The sequence below is a fragment of the Peribacillus loiseleuriae genome (assembly GCF_001183985.1).
Classification (GTDB): domain Bacteria; phylum Bacillota; class Bacilli; order Bacillales; family DSM-1321; genus Peribacillus; species Peribacillus loiseleuriae.
On record NZ_LFZW01000001.1, the window covers coordinates 1746656 to 1763917 of the forward strand.

Annotated in this window: 16 protein-coding genes; 15 read left to right on the forward strand and 1 reads right to left on the reverse strand. The window is 37.4% G+C overall.

The annotated features are described in order from the left end of the window. The first annotated feature begins 6 nt into the window (after positions 1–6). The 3 genes from AC625_RS08050 to AC625_RS08060 all read left to right on the forward strand — a co-directional run bounded on the left by AC625_RS08050 (position 7) and on the right by AC625_RS08060 (position 3462). On the forward strand, positions 7–762 hold the full coding sequence (locus AC625_RS08050; protein WP_156187445.1) for a ClpP family protease: 756 nt from the start codon (positions 7–9) through the stop codon (positions 760–762). Continuing rightward, entirely contained in the window at positions 759–986 is a 228-nt protein-coding gene (locus AC625_RS08055; protein WP_049680836.1) for a YlzJ-like family protein, read from the forward strand. Before AC625_RS08050 ends, AC625_RS08055 begins: the two co-directional genes overlap by 4 nt. A 127-nt stretch (positions 987–1113) precedes the next feature. Next, complete coding sequence (locus AC625_RS08060) at positions 1114–3462, forward strand: DNA translocase FtsK (protein ID WP_049680837.1); 2349 nt, start codon at positions 1114–1116, stop codon at positions 3460–3462. A gap of 243 nt (positions 3463–3705) precedes the next feature. On the opposite strand, the gene AC625_RS08065 is transcribed toward AC625_RS08060, so the two are convergent. Next, positions 3706–3999 (reverse strand): DUF6509 family protein, encoded by a 294-nt coding sequence (locus AC625_RS08065; protein ID WP_049680838.1) that lies wholly within the window; start codon positions 3997–3999, stop codon positions 3706–3708. Positions 4000–4561: 562 nt separating this feature from the next. Here AC625_RS08065 and AC625_RS08070 point away from each other — a divergent pair. The 12 genes from AC625_RS08070 to pgsA all read left to right on the forward strand — a co-directional run bounded on the left by AC625_RS08070 (position 4562) and on the right by pgsA (position 17255). Continuing rightward, on the forward strand, positions 4562–5287 hold the full coding sequence (locus AC625_RS08070) for a GntR family transcriptional regulator (protein ID WP_049680839.1): 726 nt from the start codon (positions 4562–4564) through the stop codon (positions 5285–5287). Between the two features lie 84 nt (positions 5288–5371). Further along, entirely contained in the window at positions 5372–6460 is a 1089-nt protein-coding gene (locus AC625_RS08075; protein ID WP_049680840.1) for a BMP family lipoprotein, read from the forward strand. A 435-nt stretch (positions 6461–6895) separates the two neighbouring features. Continuing rightward, on the forward strand, positions 6896–8431 hold the full coding sequence (locus AC625_RS08080) for an ABC transporter ATP-binding protein (RefSeq protein ID WP_049680841.1): 1536 nt from the start codon (positions 6896–6898) through the stop codon (positions 8429–8431). Further along, positions 8424–9470: an ABC transporter permease gene (locus AC625_RS08085; protein WP_049680842.1), complete on the forward strand. Its 1047-nt coding sequence runs from the start codon at positions 8424–8426 to the stop codon at positions 9468–9470. The genes AC625_RS08080 and AC625_RS08085 overlap by 8 nt, the downstream gene beginning before the upstream one ends. Next, complete coding sequence (locus AC625_RS08090) at positions 9471–10430, forward strand: ABC transporter permease (protein ID WP_156187446.1); 960 nt, start codon at positions 9471–9473, stop codon at positions 10428–10430. 464 nt (positions 10431–10894) lie between these two features. Beyond that, positions 10895–12166 (forward strand): EF-P 5-aminopentanol modification-associated protein YfmF, encoded by a 1272-nt coding sequence (gene yfmF / locus AC625_RS08095; RefSeq protein WP_049680843.1) that lies wholly within the window; start codon positions 10895–10897, stop codon positions 12164–12166. Positions 12167–12169: 3 nt separating this feature from the next. Continuing rightward, entirely contained in the window at positions 12170–13456 is a 1287-nt protein-coding gene (gene yfmH / locus AC625_RS08100) for an EF-P 5-aminopentanol modification-associated protein YfmH (RefSeq protein WP_049680844.1), read from the forward strand. An 82-nt stretch (positions 13457–13538) separates the two neighbouring features. Continuing rightward, positions 13539–14261: an elongation factor P 5-aminopentanone reductase gene (gene ymfI / locus AC625_RS08105; RefSeq protein ID WP_049680845.1), complete on the forward strand. Its 723-nt coding sequence runs from the start codon at positions 13539–13541 to the stop codon at positions 14259–14261. 70 nt (positions 14262–14331) lie between these two features. Next, on the forward strand, positions 14332–14589 hold the full coding sequence (locus AC625_RS08110) for a DUF3243 domain-containing protein (RefSeq protein WP_049680846.1): 258 nt from the start codon (positions 14332–14334) through the stop codon (positions 14587–14589). 291 nt (positions 14590–14880) lie between these two features. After that, positions 14881–15672, forward strand: coding sequence for a DUF3388 domain-containing protein (locus AC625_RS08115; protein WP_049680847.1), 792 nt, complete (start codon positions 14881–14883; stop codon positions 15670–15672). 8 nt (positions 15673–15680) lie between these two features. Next, positions 15681–16592, forward strand: a complete 912-nt coding sequence (locus AC625_RS08120; protein ID WP_245644949.1) for a helix-turn-helix domain-containing protein — start codon at positions 15681–15683, stop codon at positions 16590–16592. Between the two features lie 78 nt (positions 16593–16670). Continuing rightward, positions 16671–17255 (forward strand): CDP-diacylglycerol--glycerol-3-phosphate 3-phosphatidyltransferase, encoded by a 585-nt coding sequence (pgsA, locus tag AC625_RS08125; RefSeq protein WP_049680849.1) that lies wholly within the window; start codon positions 16671–16673, stop codon positions 17253–17255. The last annotated feature ends 7 nt before the right edge of the window (positions 17256–17262 follow it).

The following is a 17262-nucleotide window of genomic DNA, read 5'->3' on the forward strand; positions in this document are numbered from 1 at the left end:
AAGGGGATGGGTAAAGTGGATCAAGGAAAAATGGAAAATGCCGATGAAGGGCAACAAGGAGAGAAAGGCTCGACACTTATAGAAAAAATTCAACAGCTTGGGCAAACGAATGTTCCGCAGATGTCAAAGGATTCAAAAATACACTGCTTAACGATTGTAGGACAAATCGAAGGACATATGCAGCTGCCACCTCAAAATAAAACAACGAAATATGAGCATGTGATACCGCAAATAGTTGCGATTGAACAAAATCCGAATATCGAAGGGCTGCTTGTTATTCTAAACACAGTCGGTGGAGATGTAGAAGCTGGTTTAGCAATTGCCGAGATGCTTGGTTCATTATCAAAGCCATGTGTTTCTATCGTGCTTGGTGGTGGTCATTCGATTGGTGTACCAATAGCTGTTTCGTGTGATCATTCATTTATTGCTGAAACTGCTACGATGACCATCCATCCAATTCGTCTAACAGGTCTCGTCATCGGGGTCCCGCAAACATTTGAATACTTAGATAAGATGCAAGATCGCGTAATCAACTTTGTAACTAAGCACTCAAAAGTTACGGAAGAACAATTCAAGGACCTTATGTTCGCGAAAGGAAATTTAACTAGGGATATTGGAACGAATGTTGTCGGTCAAGAGGCTGTTGATTATGGAGTCATTGATGAAGTAGGAGGAGTCGGTCAAGCGATGAGGAAATTAAACGAGTTAATCGATCAATCCAATCAGGAGCAAGAGGGTAATGAGGAGGGCATGCTGCAATGACGTTGTATACGATCGTACCAGAGGAATACATTTTCCCGGGGCATCCTGAGGCACATGCAAATATTCATCTTCTAAACTTTGACGGAATCTCAATTATGGCTGAACAATCTGATCATTATTCGTTTCGGGTCGAAAGAATTGTTAGCACAGACCCTGCTCATTTTTTAGTAAAAAGTATTGAGCCAGGTAGCATTTTATCTGTTAAACAAAGCTTTCTTAACTAGAAAAAAAGTCCATGAAAGCTATTTTATGCTATACTAAAACTACTTACGAATAAGCAGCCTCTTGGCTGCTTTATTCGTTCTTGAAAAAATAGTGTACATAAAATGCAGGGAAAATTAAGGTGATAAAATGGCGAAGAAAAAACGCAGAAAATCAAAAGGATCAGCGGATTTAAAAAAAACAATGAAATATGAACTAATTGGCTTAAGTTTTCTTGGGCTATCTGCAATCGCCATTGCTGAACTTGGTGCAGTTGGTAAGGCGATTACCTTTTTGGTTCGTTTCTTTATGGGTGAATGGTATATTCTGCTCTTACTTGGTCTAATTGCAATCGGACTATTTTTAATGGTGAAGAGATCGGTGCCATTTTTGCTAAAGCGGCAATTAGTTGGCTTCTATTTAATTGTGATGAGCATTCTGATGCTCAGTCATGTTAGATTATTTACCCTATTGGCAGATGGTGGTCCGTTTCAAAAGCCAAGCGTAATCCGAAATACTTGGGACTTGTTTTGGATGGAGGTCAATGGTAAAACAAGCACCCATGATTTAGGAGGGGGAATGATTGGAGCAATCTTGTTTGCAGCATCTTATTTTTTATTTGATGCAGCAGGCTCTAAAATTGCTGCTTTTATCTTCATAATAATAGGAGTCATTTTATTAACTGGCAAAACGTTAGGGGACACGCTCGGTAAGTTTTTTATTTCTTTTTCCAATTTCGTGTCAGAACAGTGGTCTGCTTTTATTGACGATATGAAGACATGGACACAAGAAAAAAAGGAACGTAAAAAGCAACAAATAGAGCTCAAAGTAGAAAGAGAGAACCAAGAAGAAAGTAAAGAACCTTCATTGGAGGAAGGGGAAATCGAAATCATTGCCCCATCTAATCGCTTAATCTCCAATTTTGCCGAGACGGCATACGATGAAAAGGATGATTCAAAACCAATTGAATCCATTGAAATGGATAAGCAGTCAGAAGATTTTGAGGGTCTATTGGAAGAAGTAGGAGATATTGCCCCTCCTATGACGTTTACAGAAGTGGAGAACAAAGAATACAATCTTCCAGCACTTTCAATATTGAATCAGCCTAAAAAGACAGATCAAAGCGGAGAGTATAAATTAATTCATGAAAATGCGGCAAAGCTTGAGCGGACATTTTTAAGTTTTGGAGTAAAAGCCAAAGTAACCCAAGTGCATCTGGGACCCGCGGTTACCAAATATGAAATTCATCCCGATGTTGGCGTGAAGGTAAGTAAAATCGTATCTTTGTCAGATGATCTTGCACTAGCACTAGCGGCTAAGGACATTCGAATTGAAGCACCTATTCCGGGGAAATCAGCAATTGGTATAGAAGTTCCCAATTCTGAAATTGCTATGGTTTCTTTACGTGAAGTATTGGAAGCGAAGGAATTTGACAAGCAAGAGTCTAAACTTCAAGTTGCATTAGGACGAAATATATCAGGCGAAGCAGTGAAGGCTGAGCTGAATAAAATGCCGCATTTACTAGTTGCTGGAGCGACGGGAAGTGGTAAATCCGTTTGTATTAACGGAATTATTACGAGCATTTTAATGAGAGCAAAGCCACATGAAGTGAAAATGATGATGATTGATCCGAAAATGGTTGAATTGAACGTGTATAACGGCATTCCTCATTTGCTTGCCCCGGTAGTTACTGATCCTAAAAAAGCATCACAAGCTTTAAAAAAGGTCGTAAGTGAAATGGAACGACGCTATGAGTTGTTCTCTCATACAGGCACTAGAAATATCGAGGGGTATAATGAATATATCACTCACCTTAATGAGGAAGAAGAAAATAAACAACCTTTATTACCGTATATTGTCGTCATTGTCGATGAGCTTGCTGATTTAATGATGGTTGCTTCTTCTGACGTGGAAGACGCCATTACAAGGCTTGCCCAAATGGCAAGGGCTGCAGGAATTCATTTGATTATTGCAACACAAAGGCCTTCAGTCGATGTTATTACAGGGATTATTAAAGCAAATATCCCATCTAGGATTGCCTTTAGTGTTTCCTCGATGACGGATTCGCGAACCATACTAGATATGGGGGGCGCTGAAAAACTCCTAGGTCGAGGCGATATGCTGTTTCTCCCCGTAGGAGCGTCAAAACCAATTCGTGTTCAGGGAGCTTTTTTATCTGATCATGAAGTTGAGGATGTTGTGAATTATGTGATATCACAGCAAAAAGCTCAGTATAATGAAGAAATGATACCTGATGAAATCGTAGAAACAACTGGTGAAGTGGAAGATAGTTTATATGATGATGCAGTTACGCTTATAGTTGAAATGCAGACAGCATCTGTTTCCATGTTGCAAAGGCGTTTCCGAATTGGTTACACCCGAGCTGCCCGGTTGATCGATGAGATGGAAGCGAGAGGGATTGTTGGACCATATGAAGGTAGTAAGCCAAGAATCGTCTTAATCGCAAAAGATTCTTCGAACGAAGCGCACCTGTCATAAGGATAAATATGGTATTAAATTGAAGGAAGTAAAGCAACTAAGATGGAGTAGTTAATCTTCAATGACTAGATTTTTTAGAAAAAATCTAGTATCACTTTCAAGTTAATTAATAAACAACTTAAATAAGCTGTCTCAAAAACGAAGAAACAGCCTCGAAATTAACTACAGAGAAAAAGTGAATGTAGCACCTATCCTGTATAAAGAGTACGAGGCGAGCTTCTTTTTTGAGACAGCCCTTATAGATTATAAAGCTTCAGCTAAGTGTTCAATACAAAAGGCTCGAACAGCCTCAATCTCTTCATCTTCTAATTCGAAGTCCAGCAGTTTATCTGTTCCTCTTTCAAGTAGATCATATTTAATGATTGTTGATTGACTATCTTCTACTTTATATAATACACGAATGTAAATTCCTGCTTCCGTAAATAGTTCATCATCTTCAGGGACTGCAATATCAAGCAATACTTCATACCGTTCCCCCGTTAAAATCCCAAATGGATCTTTCATTTTTTCAATACTATACTCCGTAATCATTACCATCTAATCATCCTTCCAAAAGCTTGTCTATATTATTATACCTCATAATTCTTGTTTAGTATGCCGAACAAAATATTAAATAGAAATAACGGAAGGTAATATCCATAATATGGTTATATACTGAAAAATCTAAGCAATAGTATGACCTATTCCCATTTGATAAAAAGAATGTTCAGGCAAAAAACGCAAAAATAAAAGTGTTAAGCATGAATCTAGCTTATTAAAAAAAATGAATAAATATAAACGATTAATCATTCTTAATATTTGGTTAATTATTATTTTAAGCATGAATGATACTGATACAAAAAAGGGAAAATCGGATAATGAAAATTCCTTAGATAAAAGATGAATAAAGATAATGTATAATAATACATATGGGATATTTCGTTGATTTCAAAATTCGCGAAATTTCTGAAAAAGCAATAAGATCTTATTCGTTATTTTTCGACAAATTGAAAATCTCTATTTATTTATAAAAGGAAAAATGGTATAGTATTTTGGATTAGTAGGAATGATTATACCTCAGAGGTCTGAAGTCTGAAGAAAATAAGTTGGAGGAACCTGCATGTCTATTAAGTCTGATCATCGACATTTATACTTACAAGTAATCGATCACCTCAAGCAGGATATTGAAGAGGGTACATATAAAGAGAAAGAGAAATTACCTTCAGAATTTGACCTTGCGAAGAAACTCGGCGTAAGTAGGGCTACTCTACGTGAAGCGTTACGAATTCTTGAAGAAGAAAACGTAATTATCAGAAGGCATGGGGTTGGGACATTTGTGCATGTCAAACCTGTGTTTAGCTCAGGAATCGAGCAGCTTAATAGTGTCACGAATATGATTAAGCAAGCAGGGATGAAACCAGGAACTATTTTCTTGAGCTCTACAACCCTGGAACCGACTGACGATGATATCCGCCGTTTTTCTTGTTCAATAGACGAGGAGATTGTAGTGATTGAAAGAGTAAGAACTGCGAATGGCAAGCCAGTCGTTTATTGTATCGATAAGATTCCCGCAAGTATACTTAAAGGGAACTTCTCATACAGTGAAGAATCGATTTTTCATATTCTTGAAAGAGAATCTAACCGTACGATTACTCATGCGGTCGCTCAAATTGAGCCGATCGGCTATCATGAGAAGGTTTCTCCGATTCTGGAATGTGAACCTGAAGCTGCGCTGCTTGTTTTAAAGCAAATGCACTTCGATGATAAGGATGAACCAATTCTATATTCAGTCAATTATTTTAAGGCGGATGTGTTTAGTTTTCATGTGCTTCGTAAACGAATCTAATTTTTTACAAGCGATGGAAACGTAGACAATTAGTCGTTACAAGCATTTCTACTAAGTATCAATTAAATATAGGGGGTATAAATTATGAAAAAGCGTAAGATGGGGTTAGTGATGTCACTTGTTTTAGCCACTGGAACGATGTTGGCTGCATGTGGTTCAGATGATGGTAAAAAGGATGAAGGGGCATCAAAAGAAAGCAGCAAATTTAAAGTGGCTATGGTAACGGATATTGGCGGTGTTGATGACAGATCTTTCAACCAATCTTCTTGGGAAGGCCTTAAAGCGTTCGGTAAAGAAAATAATTTTACTGAGAAAAAAGAGTATACATACCTTCAATCTAAATCAGACGCTGATTATACAACGAACTTAACCCAACTTTCCCGACAAAACTATAACTTAGTATTCGGAGTTGGATACTTACTTCAAAATTCGATCGAAGAAGTTGCTGCACTTCGTCCAGATACTAATTTCGCTATTATTGACGCAGTAGCTAAAGGGGATAATGTCGCAAGTATTACATTTAAAGAACAAATTGGCTCATTCCTTGTAGGGGTAATTGCCGGAAAAACAACGAAAACCAATAAAGTTGGTTTTGTCGGTGGAATGGACAGTGAATTGATTAAAAAGTTTGAATCAGGATTTATCGCTGGGGTAAAAACAGTAAATCCTAAAGCCGAAGTAGTCATCCAGTATGCAGGAGGCTTCGGTGCACCTGAAAAAGGACAAGCTATTGCGAACACTTTATATTCTTCTGGAGCAGATATCATTTATCATGCAGCAGGAGGTACAGGTTTAGGTGTATTTAAAGCAGCTACAGATTTAAAGAAACAAGATCCTAGCAAAGAAATCTACGTAATCGGTGTTGACCGTGACCAGTATGATGAAGGTGCTGTAGAAGTTAAAGGCAAACAAGAAAACATTACCTTAACTTCAATGGTTAAACGTGTTGACGTTGCAGTTCAAGATATATCTAAAAAAGCGATGAATAATGAATTTCCAGGTGGAGAAAACGTGGAATATGGTCTTGAAGAAAACGCTATTGCAATTTCTGAGCATACAGACCATGTTTCTGAAGAGGCTCTAAAAGCTGTTGATGAATATATCACAAAGATTAAAGCTGGAGAAATTGAAGTTCCTAAGACGAAAGCAGAATACGAAGCAATGGGATTCTAATATTGAACTAAAGGGAGAAGGAATAAAAGGGGCAAGCACTTTGCCTTTTATTCCTTCTTTTTATGGGGATTTAATTTGATGTATTTTGAAAAAACTGAAGGAAAAGCTATGATCATTCATAGTTTTTCATTTGATTTTTTCTAATGTAAAGATAGTAGAAGCATGGTGTTTATCTACCTCTTTATTAAAAAATCACTTTTATTTCATAACATGGACTGCGGGGAAATTATTATGAATACCTGACTCATCCAATCAATCATTTGTGTATTTAAAAATAGTTCTGTTACTCATAATCCGTTAGTGAGCGAACACACGATAAGAGTAGTCGCCTCGCTTATGGGATGAAATTTCCGATTGTTGAGAAATGATGTTTTCGATAAGTGTGAGCCAAAGGTTTAGTAGAAAGTTTCACTTAATTATAGGAGTTGATTACGCGTGGAATATGTAATAGAGATGCTCAATATTCGTAAAGAATTCCCAGGTATAGTTGCAAATGATAATGTAACATTACAAGTAAAAAAGGGAGAAATACATGCTTTGCTTGGGGAAAATGGAGCAGGGAAAACAACGTTAATGAACGTTCTTTTCGGTCTTTACCAGCCAGAAAAAGGAGAAATTCGCGTAAATGGTGAACCAGTCAAAATTACAAATCCTAATATTGCTAATGATTTAGGGATCGGGATGGTTCACCAACATTTCATGCTTGTGGATCCCTTTACTGTCACAGAAAATATTATCCTAGGTAAAGAACCTTCCAAAGCTGGAAAAATCAACTTAAAAGATGCCAGTAAAAAGGTAAGAGAGCTTTCTGAGAGATATCATCTTAGTGTCGATCCTGATGCGAAAATTAAAGACATTTCAGTTGGAATGCAGCAGCGTATCGAAATCCTAAAAACTTTGTATCGTGGTGCTGAAATCTTGATTTTTGATGAGCCTACAGCGGTACTGACACCACAAGAAATCAAAGAATTAATGATGATCATGAAATCTCTTGTTAACGAAGGAAAATCGATTATTTTGATCACTCATAAATTGAAAGAAATTATGGAGGTATGTGATCGCGTGACCGTTATGCGTAAAGGTGTAGGGATTGGTACGGTTAATGTAAGTGAATCAGACCCGAATTCTTTGGCGAGCCTTATGGTTGGACGTGATGTTGTATTTAAAACGGAGAAAAAAGAAGCAGCACCAGCAGATGTTGTTTTAGATATTAATGGTCTTAGTGTCAAGGACGCCCGTGGAATCCAAGCGGTTAATCATTTAAGTCTTTCGGTTAGAGCTGGTGAAATAGTCGGAATTGCAGGTATTGATGGGAATGGTCAAACAGAACTAATAGAAGCCATTACTGGGTTGAAAAAAACGATTAGTGGTTCTATTAAAATTAATGGTAAAGAAATACAAAATTTAAAACCGAGAAAAATCAGTGAATCTGGTGTAGGACATATTCCAGAGGATCGTCATAAACATGGATTGGTTTTGGATTATAGCATTGGTGAAAATATCGTCTTACAAACGTATTATCAAAAGCCACTTTCTAAATCAGGTGTCTTAAATTATTCGAAGATTTATGATCAAGCCAGAAGCATTATCTCAGAGTACGATGTTAGAACTCCAAGCGAATATACGCCTGCCCGTGCACTATCAGGTGGTAATCAGCAGAAAGCAATCATAGGACGTGAAGTAGACCGTAATCCGGATCTATTGATTGCAGCACAACCGACACGTGGTCTTGATGTTGGCGCGATTGAGTTCATTCACAAACGTTTAATCGAACAACGTGATAATGGGAAAGCTGTTTTACTTATTTCATTTGAACTTGACGAAATCTTAAATGTTAGTGATCGAGTGGCGGTTATTTATGAAGGGGAAATTGTTGCTATCGTCAATCCAAGAGAAACAACTGAGCAAGAGCTAGGATTGATGATGGCTGGAAGCAAGCGTATGGAAGCAGGTGGAAAATCTCATGGTTAAAAAAATGTCCGGTTTGTTTATACCCGTTTTATCGGTTGTGCTAGGCTTATTAGCAGGAGCCATTATTATGCTTGTCAGTGGATATAATCCGATTGACGCATATTCAGCACTTTTGTATGGGATTTTTGGTGATTCATATTTTCTTGGAGAAGCAATCCGAACAGTTACGCCGTACATACTAGCTGGTTTAGCAGTAGCATTCGCTTTTAGAACAGGTCTTTTCAATATTGGTGTCGAAGGTCAGCTTATTGTCGGTTGGTTGGCAGCCGTTTGGGTGGGGACAACTTTTGAACTGCCGATGTTGATTCATTTGCCGCTCGCTATTCTTGTCGGTGGATTAGCGGGGGCTGTGTGGGCATTTATTCCTGGTTTATTAAAAGCCAAATTCAGAGTACATGAAGTAATTGTATCGATTATGCTTAATTACACGGCTCTTCATGTGACCAATTATATTATTTCCTATGTGTTAACTGATAAATTAGACAAGACCAATAATATCTTTGCAACAGCAACATTAAGGTCGCCATTTTTATCAGGATTAACGGATGGTTCACGCCTTCACTGGGGAATCATTGTTGCGATGATCTGTGCCATCATTATGTGGTTTATTCTTGAGAAAACGACAACTGGATTTGAACTGAAAGCAGTTGGTTTTAACCAACATGCATCTGAATACGCTGGAATGAATGTAAACCGGAACATTATGATGTCAATGGTTATTTCAGGAGCATTTGCTGGATTTGCTGGTGCGATGGAAGGACTTGGGACATTTGGTTATGCTTCGATAAAAGGCGGATTTACTGGAATTGGTTTTGACGGAATCGCCGTTGCCCTTCTAGGTGCTAATACGGCAATAGGTGTTGTACTTGCAGCATTCTTATTTGGTGGTTTAAAAGCTGGGGCTCTGAATATTCCGGTTGAAACGCCCATTCCAAATGAAATCGTAGACATCGTCATTGCTCTGATCATCTTCTTTGTTGCATCTAGCTATTTCATTCGCTGGATCTTAAACCGAATTAATAAAAAGGGGGTGAAATAAGTGGACTTTTATCAAGTACTGCAAATTATTGTTCCATCAATGATTGGTCTTGCAGCCCCACTTATCTTCACTGCGCTTGGCGGTGTGTTTTCAGAACGTACAGGTGTTGTAAATATTGGCTTAGAAGGTTTAATGGTAATTGGAGCATTTACAGGTATTGTGTTTAACCTGACATTTGCTGATGTATTTGGAGCTGCTACACCTTGGATCGCTGTGCTAGTCGCCATGGTTGCGGGAACAATTTTTTCCCTCCTACATGCCGTAGCATCGATTACGTTTCGTGCTGATCAGACGGTCAGTGGGGTTGCAATCAACTTGTTGGCTGTTGGTCTTACTCTTTTCTTAGTTAAAAAGCTTTATGGAAAAGGGCAAACAGACATGGTTACAGAAAATTTTGATCGTGTTGATGTCAAATTCCTAAGTGATATTCCGATTATAGGGAAAATATTTTTCTCTAACGGATATTATATCTCTTACATTGCGATTGTTTTAGCCGTTGTCGTTTGGTATATTATATTCAAAACGCCATTCGGCTTACGTATTCGAGCTGTTGGCGAACATCCAATGGCGGCCGATACAATGGGAGTGAATGTTGCAAAAATTCGTTACGCTGGTGTCCTTTTATCAGGTGCATTTGCTGGAATCGGCGGAGCTGTCCATGCAATGACAGTATCCAATGAATTCAGTCACTCCACGATTAACGGACAAGGTTTTATGGCAATTGCTGCAATGATTTTTGGTAAATGGCATCCTCTTGGCGCAATGGGTGCAGCATTATTCTTTGGTTTAGCACAAAGTTTAAGTATTGTTGGAGCTAGCTTACCATTTTTTAAAGATATCCCATCCGTTTATTTATTGATTGCACCATATGTGTTAACCATTATCGCTTTGACTGGCTTTATTGGTCGCGCAGACGCTCCGAAAGCATCAGGTCTGCCTTATATTAAAGGCAAAAGATAATAATTAGTTGAACGAGGGTGTCTCATAAGGGTCTGACCTCGCACACTAAATCAGTATGTAGTGTTCCATACACTTATATTAATACTGAATTTAGTTGTTGCGGGGTCTGACCCCTTTGCTTTTGGGCCACCCTCGTTTTTTTATTGCTTAGCGCATAAGATGACGTTCTTTATATGGAAGTTGTATTATACCTATACGCATCATTCGCAATCGCCCCCCTTCAAGTCGCATCTAGACCGCCGCTTCCACTTTTGTTTTTGTATTCATTAAAATAGTATGAAATCCTTAAAAAAAATAATAAAAATCATGATACTTGCATGAAATTTCTTAAACAAGGTATATTTTAGAAGAAGAGAAAAGTTATAGAAGAAAAATCGTATGCACTCAATTTCTTCTAATAGGTTTAAAAGCACTTGAACTAACAAACAATATAAAGATAAAAAATGAATGAGGAGGACTATAAAATGGGAATCTCTCTTGACACTATAAAGAAAAACCCTGGCTATTCATTGCATATCGTCAAAACAGCTCAATACAAAACGAATACACTTGTATTTAAAATGAAAGCACCTCTAAAAAGTGAAACAGCGACATATCGTTCATTGCTTCCGTATATATTGCAAAGTAATACAGCTACATACAAGACGACACCAACATTACGTTCATATTTGGATGAATTATACGGTGCGAGTTTTTATGTAGATGTTGCCAAAAAAGGGGAATATCAAGTCATTAGTTTTATCTTTGAAATTGCCAATGAAAAATTCCTTCATGACTCGGAGCCTTTACTTGAAAAAGGGATTGCCTTCTTAGCAGAGGTACTATTTAATCCGAAAAAGGATGGCGAAAGCTTTGATGTAGGGACGTTTAATAATGAAAAAAGATCGCTTCAACAGAGAATACAATCCATATATGATGACAAAATGCGGTATGCAACGACTCGTCTTGTGGAAGTAATGTGTGAAGAAGAGCCTTATGGTATAGACGCATTGGGGGATATCGAGTCATTAGACAACATTACAGCGGAATCAATGTATAGTTATTACAAGCAAGCGCTCGCGAAAGATGAAATGGATGTTTACGTAATAGGTGATATTAATGAGATAGAAGTTCAGAAGCTCTTCAATCAACATTTCAAGCTTCCTAATCGAGAGCCCGCAAGAATGAACAGTGTACAGAAAAAAGTAAACGAAGTGAAGGAAAAAATTGAGGAAATGGATGTTAAACAAGGTAAATTAAATATTGGATATCGCACGTATATTGTATATGGAGATCCTGACTATTATGCTTTACAAGTTTTTAACGGAATATTCGGAGGTTTTTCTCATTCAAAACTTTTTATAAATGTCAGGGAGAAAGCAAGTTTGGCTTATTATGCGGCGTCTCGTTTAGAAAGCCACAAAGGCTTGTTAATGGTTATGTCGGGCATTGAATCAGCCAAATATAATCAAGCTGTTGACATTATTCATGAGCAGATGAAGGAAATGAAACAAGGGAATTTCAGTGATGAGGAATTATCTCAAACAAAAGCAGTAATCAAAAATCAACTATTAGAAACGGTTGATTCAGCTCGCGGTCTTGTAGAAATACTTTATCATAATGTTGTTTCTGGTTATGCCGTTTCTTTGGAAGAATGGCTGAAAAAAACAGAAGCCATTACGAAAGAGGAAATCATAGCGGTTGCTCAAAAAGTTGAATTAGATACCATCTATTTCATGAAAGGAACGGAGGTGTAAAGAATGGAGAAAATAACATTTGAACAACTTCAAGAAGAAATATACCATGAAAAAATGACGAATGGGTTGGAAGTATATATCTTACCAAAGAAAGGGTTCAATAAATCTTTCGCGACCTTCACGACGAAATATGGTTCGATTGATAATCATTTTGTTCCTCTAGGTAAAGAAAACTATGCAAAAGTACCTGATGGCATTGCACATTTTCTAGAGCATAAGCTATTTGAAAAAGAAGATGGTGACGTGTTCCAACAGTTTAGTAAGCAAGGTGCCTCTGCCAATGCCTTTACTTCTTTTACAAGAACAGCATATCTTTTTTCTAGTACTTCTGACTTTGATCTTAACTTAAAGACACTCGTTGACTTTGTGCAAGATCCTTATTTTTCTGATAAAACAGTGGAAAAGGAAAAAGGGATTATTGGTCAAGAAATAAAGATGTATGATGATAATCCTGACTGGCGTCTTTATTTTGGAACCATTGAAAATATGTATCATAACCATCCTGTGAAAATTGATATTGCTGGAACAGTTGAATCCATTGCTGACATTACGAAGGATTTACTTTATGAGTGTTATGAAACCTTTTACCATCCAAGCAATATGCTGTTATTTATTGTCGGACCTGTAGAACCAGAAGAAATTATGGAGAAAATCCGCAACAATCAAGAAGGTAAGGAATTCCAACCACCACGAGAAATTAACCGTAAATTTGAAACGGAGCCTTCAGATGTAGCGATGAAAGACCGAACATTACACATGAGTGTTCAAACACCGAAAATTATGCTCGGAATTAAATCGGCAGATCTCAATCTTAGCGGTCAAGAGTTATTAAAAAAAGAATTAACCGTAAGCATCTTGCTGGAAATGTTATTGGGGAAAAGCTCGCCTCTTCATGAAGAACTGTATACGAACGGGTTAATTGACCAAACATTTTCCTATGACTTTACCCAAGAGAATGGCTTTGGATTTGCGTTAATAGGAGGAGATACGAAACATCCTGACGAATTAACAGCAAAGTTGAAACAAATCCTCTTTGAGGCAAAAACAGGGAAAGGGATTAGTGAAGAAAGCATGAAACGAGTAATCAAGAAACGAATCGGCTTGTTTTTACGTTCATTAAATTCCCCTGAATATATCGCGAACCAATTTACTCGTTACGCCTTTAATGATATGAATTTATTTGATGTCGTACCAGTGCTTGAACAAATTGAGTTTAATGATGTCAAGGTTACGACTGAAAAATTGATTGAAGAAAAATTTATTACGGTTTGTCAGGTGCTGCCTAAATAAGCTTTTTGAGGATGGCTCATACAAATGATTTTTCTTTGTATGAGCTGTTCTTTTTTGTAGTGGTTTCAAGGAGGGAATAAAGATGGAAAAACGTTTTGCACTTATTACAGGAGCAAGTGGAGGAATCGGAAGCGCAATTGCAAGAAAGCTTGCAGCAGAAAATTACTCATTGTATCTCCATTACAATCGGAATGAAGAAGCAATTGTTGCACTTATTAAGGAATTATCATCTTATGATATCGAACTTATTCCGATACAGGCTGATTTAGGTAATGTTGATGGGTATAAGCATTTATGCAATCAAATCTTTTCTTTACATACGATTGTTTTAAATAGTGGCAATAGCTTTTATGGATTAATGACCGATATGGATGACTCTACTGTTGCGCAAATGATTCAGCTTCATGTGACAAGCCCTTTTCAGCTAACAAGAAACTTACTCCCTAAATTAATGAGAAATAGAGGTTCAATTGTCGCGGTTACATCAATATGGGGACAGACAGGCAGCGCATGTGAAGTGCTTTACTCGATGGTCAAGGGTGGGCAAAATGCATTCATTAAAGCATTGAGCAAGGAAACAGCGCTAAATGGTATCCGGGTCAATGCTGTTGCGCCTGGAGCGGTAGCAACAGCCATGCTAGAATCCTTTACAGAAGAGGAACTTGAAATCTTGCAGGGAGACATTCCAATGGGAAGGATCGGTGAAGCAAATGAAATTGCTGATGTTGTCGCATTTCTTCTCTCTCAGAAGGCCTCCTATATGACTGGGCAAATCATAGGGGTAAACGGTGGTTGGTACATGTGACTTTCCTGTATAAAAAATAATCTATTTTCATATGCTAACATGGTACCAATTAAAGAAAGGATGATAATCAATGTCTGTATTAGAAAACTGGGATCAATGGAAAGACTTTTTAGGAGACAGATTGAACCAAGGGGAGAAGCAAGGCCTTTCCCAAGATGCAATAACTGGCTTGGCTATTGAGATTGGGGACTATCTGGCAAATCAAGTAGATCCCAAAAACGATCAGGAACGTGTACTATCTGATCTGTGGTCGGTAGCAAATGAAGATGAAAAGCATGCAATTGCCTGCTTGATGGTTAAGTTAGTCGACAACAACGGCACGAGCTAAAGACATTAGGATGATTCAGAAGTTTTGGACCTCAAATTAGAGGGACTGACTAATTGAATCATCCTTTTTCATTAACATGTAATCTAGGTACGTAGAGAATCATCTTAAATTAAGTTAAGTAATGTTTTCCCTTTTAACTTTTACTGAAATGCTATATTATAGAGACAAGACAATTTTATTTTCATGAAATCGGGTTTCTTTAGGAAAAATCTCTTCTTCATTGATAAATTGCGTAATCTTTAAATATGATAAAAAGTCTAGGTTCCCCTTTCTTGATAAGGAGTGTGTATAGTGGAGAATAAAGAATGGTATTTTGAATATGAAATACAAAAAAACCGACCAGGTTTATTAGGGGACATCTCTTCATTACTTGGTATGCTATCGATAAATATCGTAGCGATTAATGGTGTTGATGAAGGAAGAAGGGGCTTGCTTTTGCTGGCTAATGACAGCAGAAATATTGAGAGATTTGAGTCAATTCTATCGACAATGGATACAATAAAGGTAATTAAGCTGAGAGAACCGCATGTGCTTGATAAACTAGCTGTCAGACACGGTAGATACATACAAAGGGATGCAGATGAAAAAAATACGTTTCGTTTCGTGAGGGATGATTTAGGGATTCTTGTAGACTTTATGGCTGAACTATTTAAACAGGAAGGTCATAAATTGATTGGGATTCGTGGAATGCCAAGGGTTGGGAAAACAGAATCGATTGTCGCATCTAGTGTCTGTGCGAATAAACGCTGGTTATTTGTATCGTCCACATTGCTTAAACAAACGATCCGCAGTCAGCTTATTGAAGATGAGTACAATAATAATAATATATTTATTTTAGACGGGATTGTCTCTACAAGACGCGCCAATGAAAGGCACTGGCAGCTAGTTCGGGAAATCATGAGGCTAAATGCAGTGAAAATAATTGAACATCCAGATATTTTCGTTCAAAATTCGGAGTACAAACTTGAGGATTTTGATTACATCATTGAGTTAAGAAATACTCCTTATGAAGAAATTACATATGAAGTAGTAAACCAAAACGATCAATTACAAGGGTCAGAGTTTGGTTCATTTGATTTTTAATTTGGCAGGTGTTTGATTTGACGGAATTAGGTAACAGATTGAAGGAAGCTAGAGAAGAAAAGGGTTTAAGTTTAGATGACTTGCAAGAAGTAACAAAGATTCAAAAACGTTATTTGGTAGGAATCGAAGAAGGCAATTATTCGATGATGCCGGGTCAGTTTTATGTACGGGCGTTCATTAAACAATATTGTGAAGCGGTTGAACTTGAACCAGAGGAGATTTTTGATCAATATAAAAATGAGGTTCCAGCCATTTATCATGACGAATTACCAGAGTTGTCACGCGTTCAATCAAGAAGAACGCTTTCACCGACAACTTCAAAGGCGATGGAACTATTTCCAAAAATATTGGGGCTATTATTTTTCGTTGGAATCATAGTCTTACTGTATTTCTTGTATTTGAAATTTACTCCAAATGAAAAGCCAAATGTAGTTGACGATAGTACGGGTGTTGTGGATCACGGTCAACCTGATAACTCACCGCTAAATAAAGGCAGTAACACAGACGTCAATGAAAACAAAAGCACTGATAAAACAGACAAGTCTAAAGACGATGTGCCAGTAAAAGAAAAGGTTGTTGAGGAAGCAGCACCAACCCAAGAATTAGCCATTATCAGTACCAGCGGATCGAACAGCACATATGCCCTGAAAAACGCCGCGACATTCAAATTGAAAGTTGCCTCTACAGGGGAAGCATGGGTTAAAGTGAAAAATGGTAGCGGCCAGACGCTATTTAATGGACTTATAAAATCTGGAGAAGCCAAAGAAATTGATGCAACGAATGAATCCGAAGTTGTCATCCGTACAGGAAGAGCCTATGAAACGGAGATTTTCGCTAATGATCAAAAAGTCGAATATGCCATTTCTCCAACAGAGAAAGACGTTCAAAATGTAACGATACAATTTACAAAAGCTGAATAGTCATCTTTATGATGGCTATTTTTCGCTTGTAGTATAAAGAAATGAATCTTATGCTATTCAATTTTGGAGGGTACTATTGTGAATTTACCAAATAAAATAACAATATCAAGAATTATCTTAATACCTATTTTTGTGATTCTTATGCTCGTACCCTTTTCTTGGGGCGAGTTGATGCTTGGGGACTACATTCTTCCAGTTAATCATTTAGTAGGGGCTATACTTTTTATTCTTGCTGCATCAACAGACTGGGTAGATGGACACTATGCCCGCAAATACAATATGGTCACAAATCTTGGGAAATTTCTCGATCCTCTTGCTGACAAATTACTCGTTTCAGCAGCATTAATTGTATTAATTGATTTGGACTTAATGTACAATCAGTCTTGGATTGCTATTGTCATTATTAGTAGGGAGTTTGCCGTTACAGGCTTAAGGCTTGTACTTGCAGGAACAGGTGAAGTAGTTGCTGCCGATATTTTAGGGAAAATAAAAATGTGGGCACAAATTGTAGCTATTTCAGCTTTGTTATTACATAATATTCCTTTTGTTTTAATTTCATTCCCATTCGCTAACATCACTTTATGGATTGCGTTAGTTTTTACTGTTTGGTCTGGATGGGATTATTTCGCGAAAAACAAAACTGTATTTATTAATTCTAAGTAATCGAATG

Bases quoted from the DNA above. Each gene is read 5' to 3' on its own strand.
- AC625_RS08050 (WP_156187445.1), top strand. From the start codon at position 7: ATGGGTAAAGTGGATCAAGGAAAAATGGAAAATGCCGATGAAGGGCAA.
- AC625_RS08055 (WP_049680836.1), top strand. From the start codon at position 759: ATGACGTTGTATACGATCGTACCAGAGGAATACATTTTCCCGGGGCAT.
- AC625_RS08060 (WP_049680837.1), top strand. From the start codon at position 1,114: ATGGCGAAGAAAAAACGCAGAAAATCAAAAGGATCAGCGGATTTAAAA.
- AC625_RS08065 (WP_049680838.1), bottom strand. From the start codon at position 3,999: ATGGTAATGATTACGGAGTATAGTATTGAAAAAATGAAAGATCCATTT.
- AC625_RS08070 (WP_049680839.1), top strand. From the start codon at position 4,562: ATGTCTATTAAGTCTGATCATCGACATTTATACTTACAAGTAATCGAT.
- AC625_RS08075 (WP_049680840.1), top strand. From the start codon at position 5,372: ATGAAAAAGCGTAAGATGGGGTTAGTGATGTCACTTGTTTTAGCCACT.
- AC625_RS08085 (WP_049680842.1), top strand. From the start codon at position 8,424: ATGGTTAAAAAAATGTCCGGTTTGTTTATACCCGTTTTATCGGTTGTG.
- yfmF (WP_049680843.1), top strand. From the start codon at position 10,895: ATGGGAATCTCTCTTGACACTATAAAGAAAAACCCTGGCTATTCATTG.
- yfmH (WP_049680844.1), top strand. From the start codon at position 12,170: ATGGAGAAAATAACATTTGAACAACTTCAAGAAGAAATATACCATGAA.
- ymfI (WP_049680845.1), top strand. From the start codon at position 13,539: ATGGAAAAACGTTTTGCACTTATTACAGGAGCAAGTGGAGGAATCGGA.
- AC625_RS08110 (WP_049680846.1), top strand. From the start codon at position 14,332: ATGTCTGTATTAGAAAACTGGGATCAATGGAAAGACTTTTTAGGAGAC.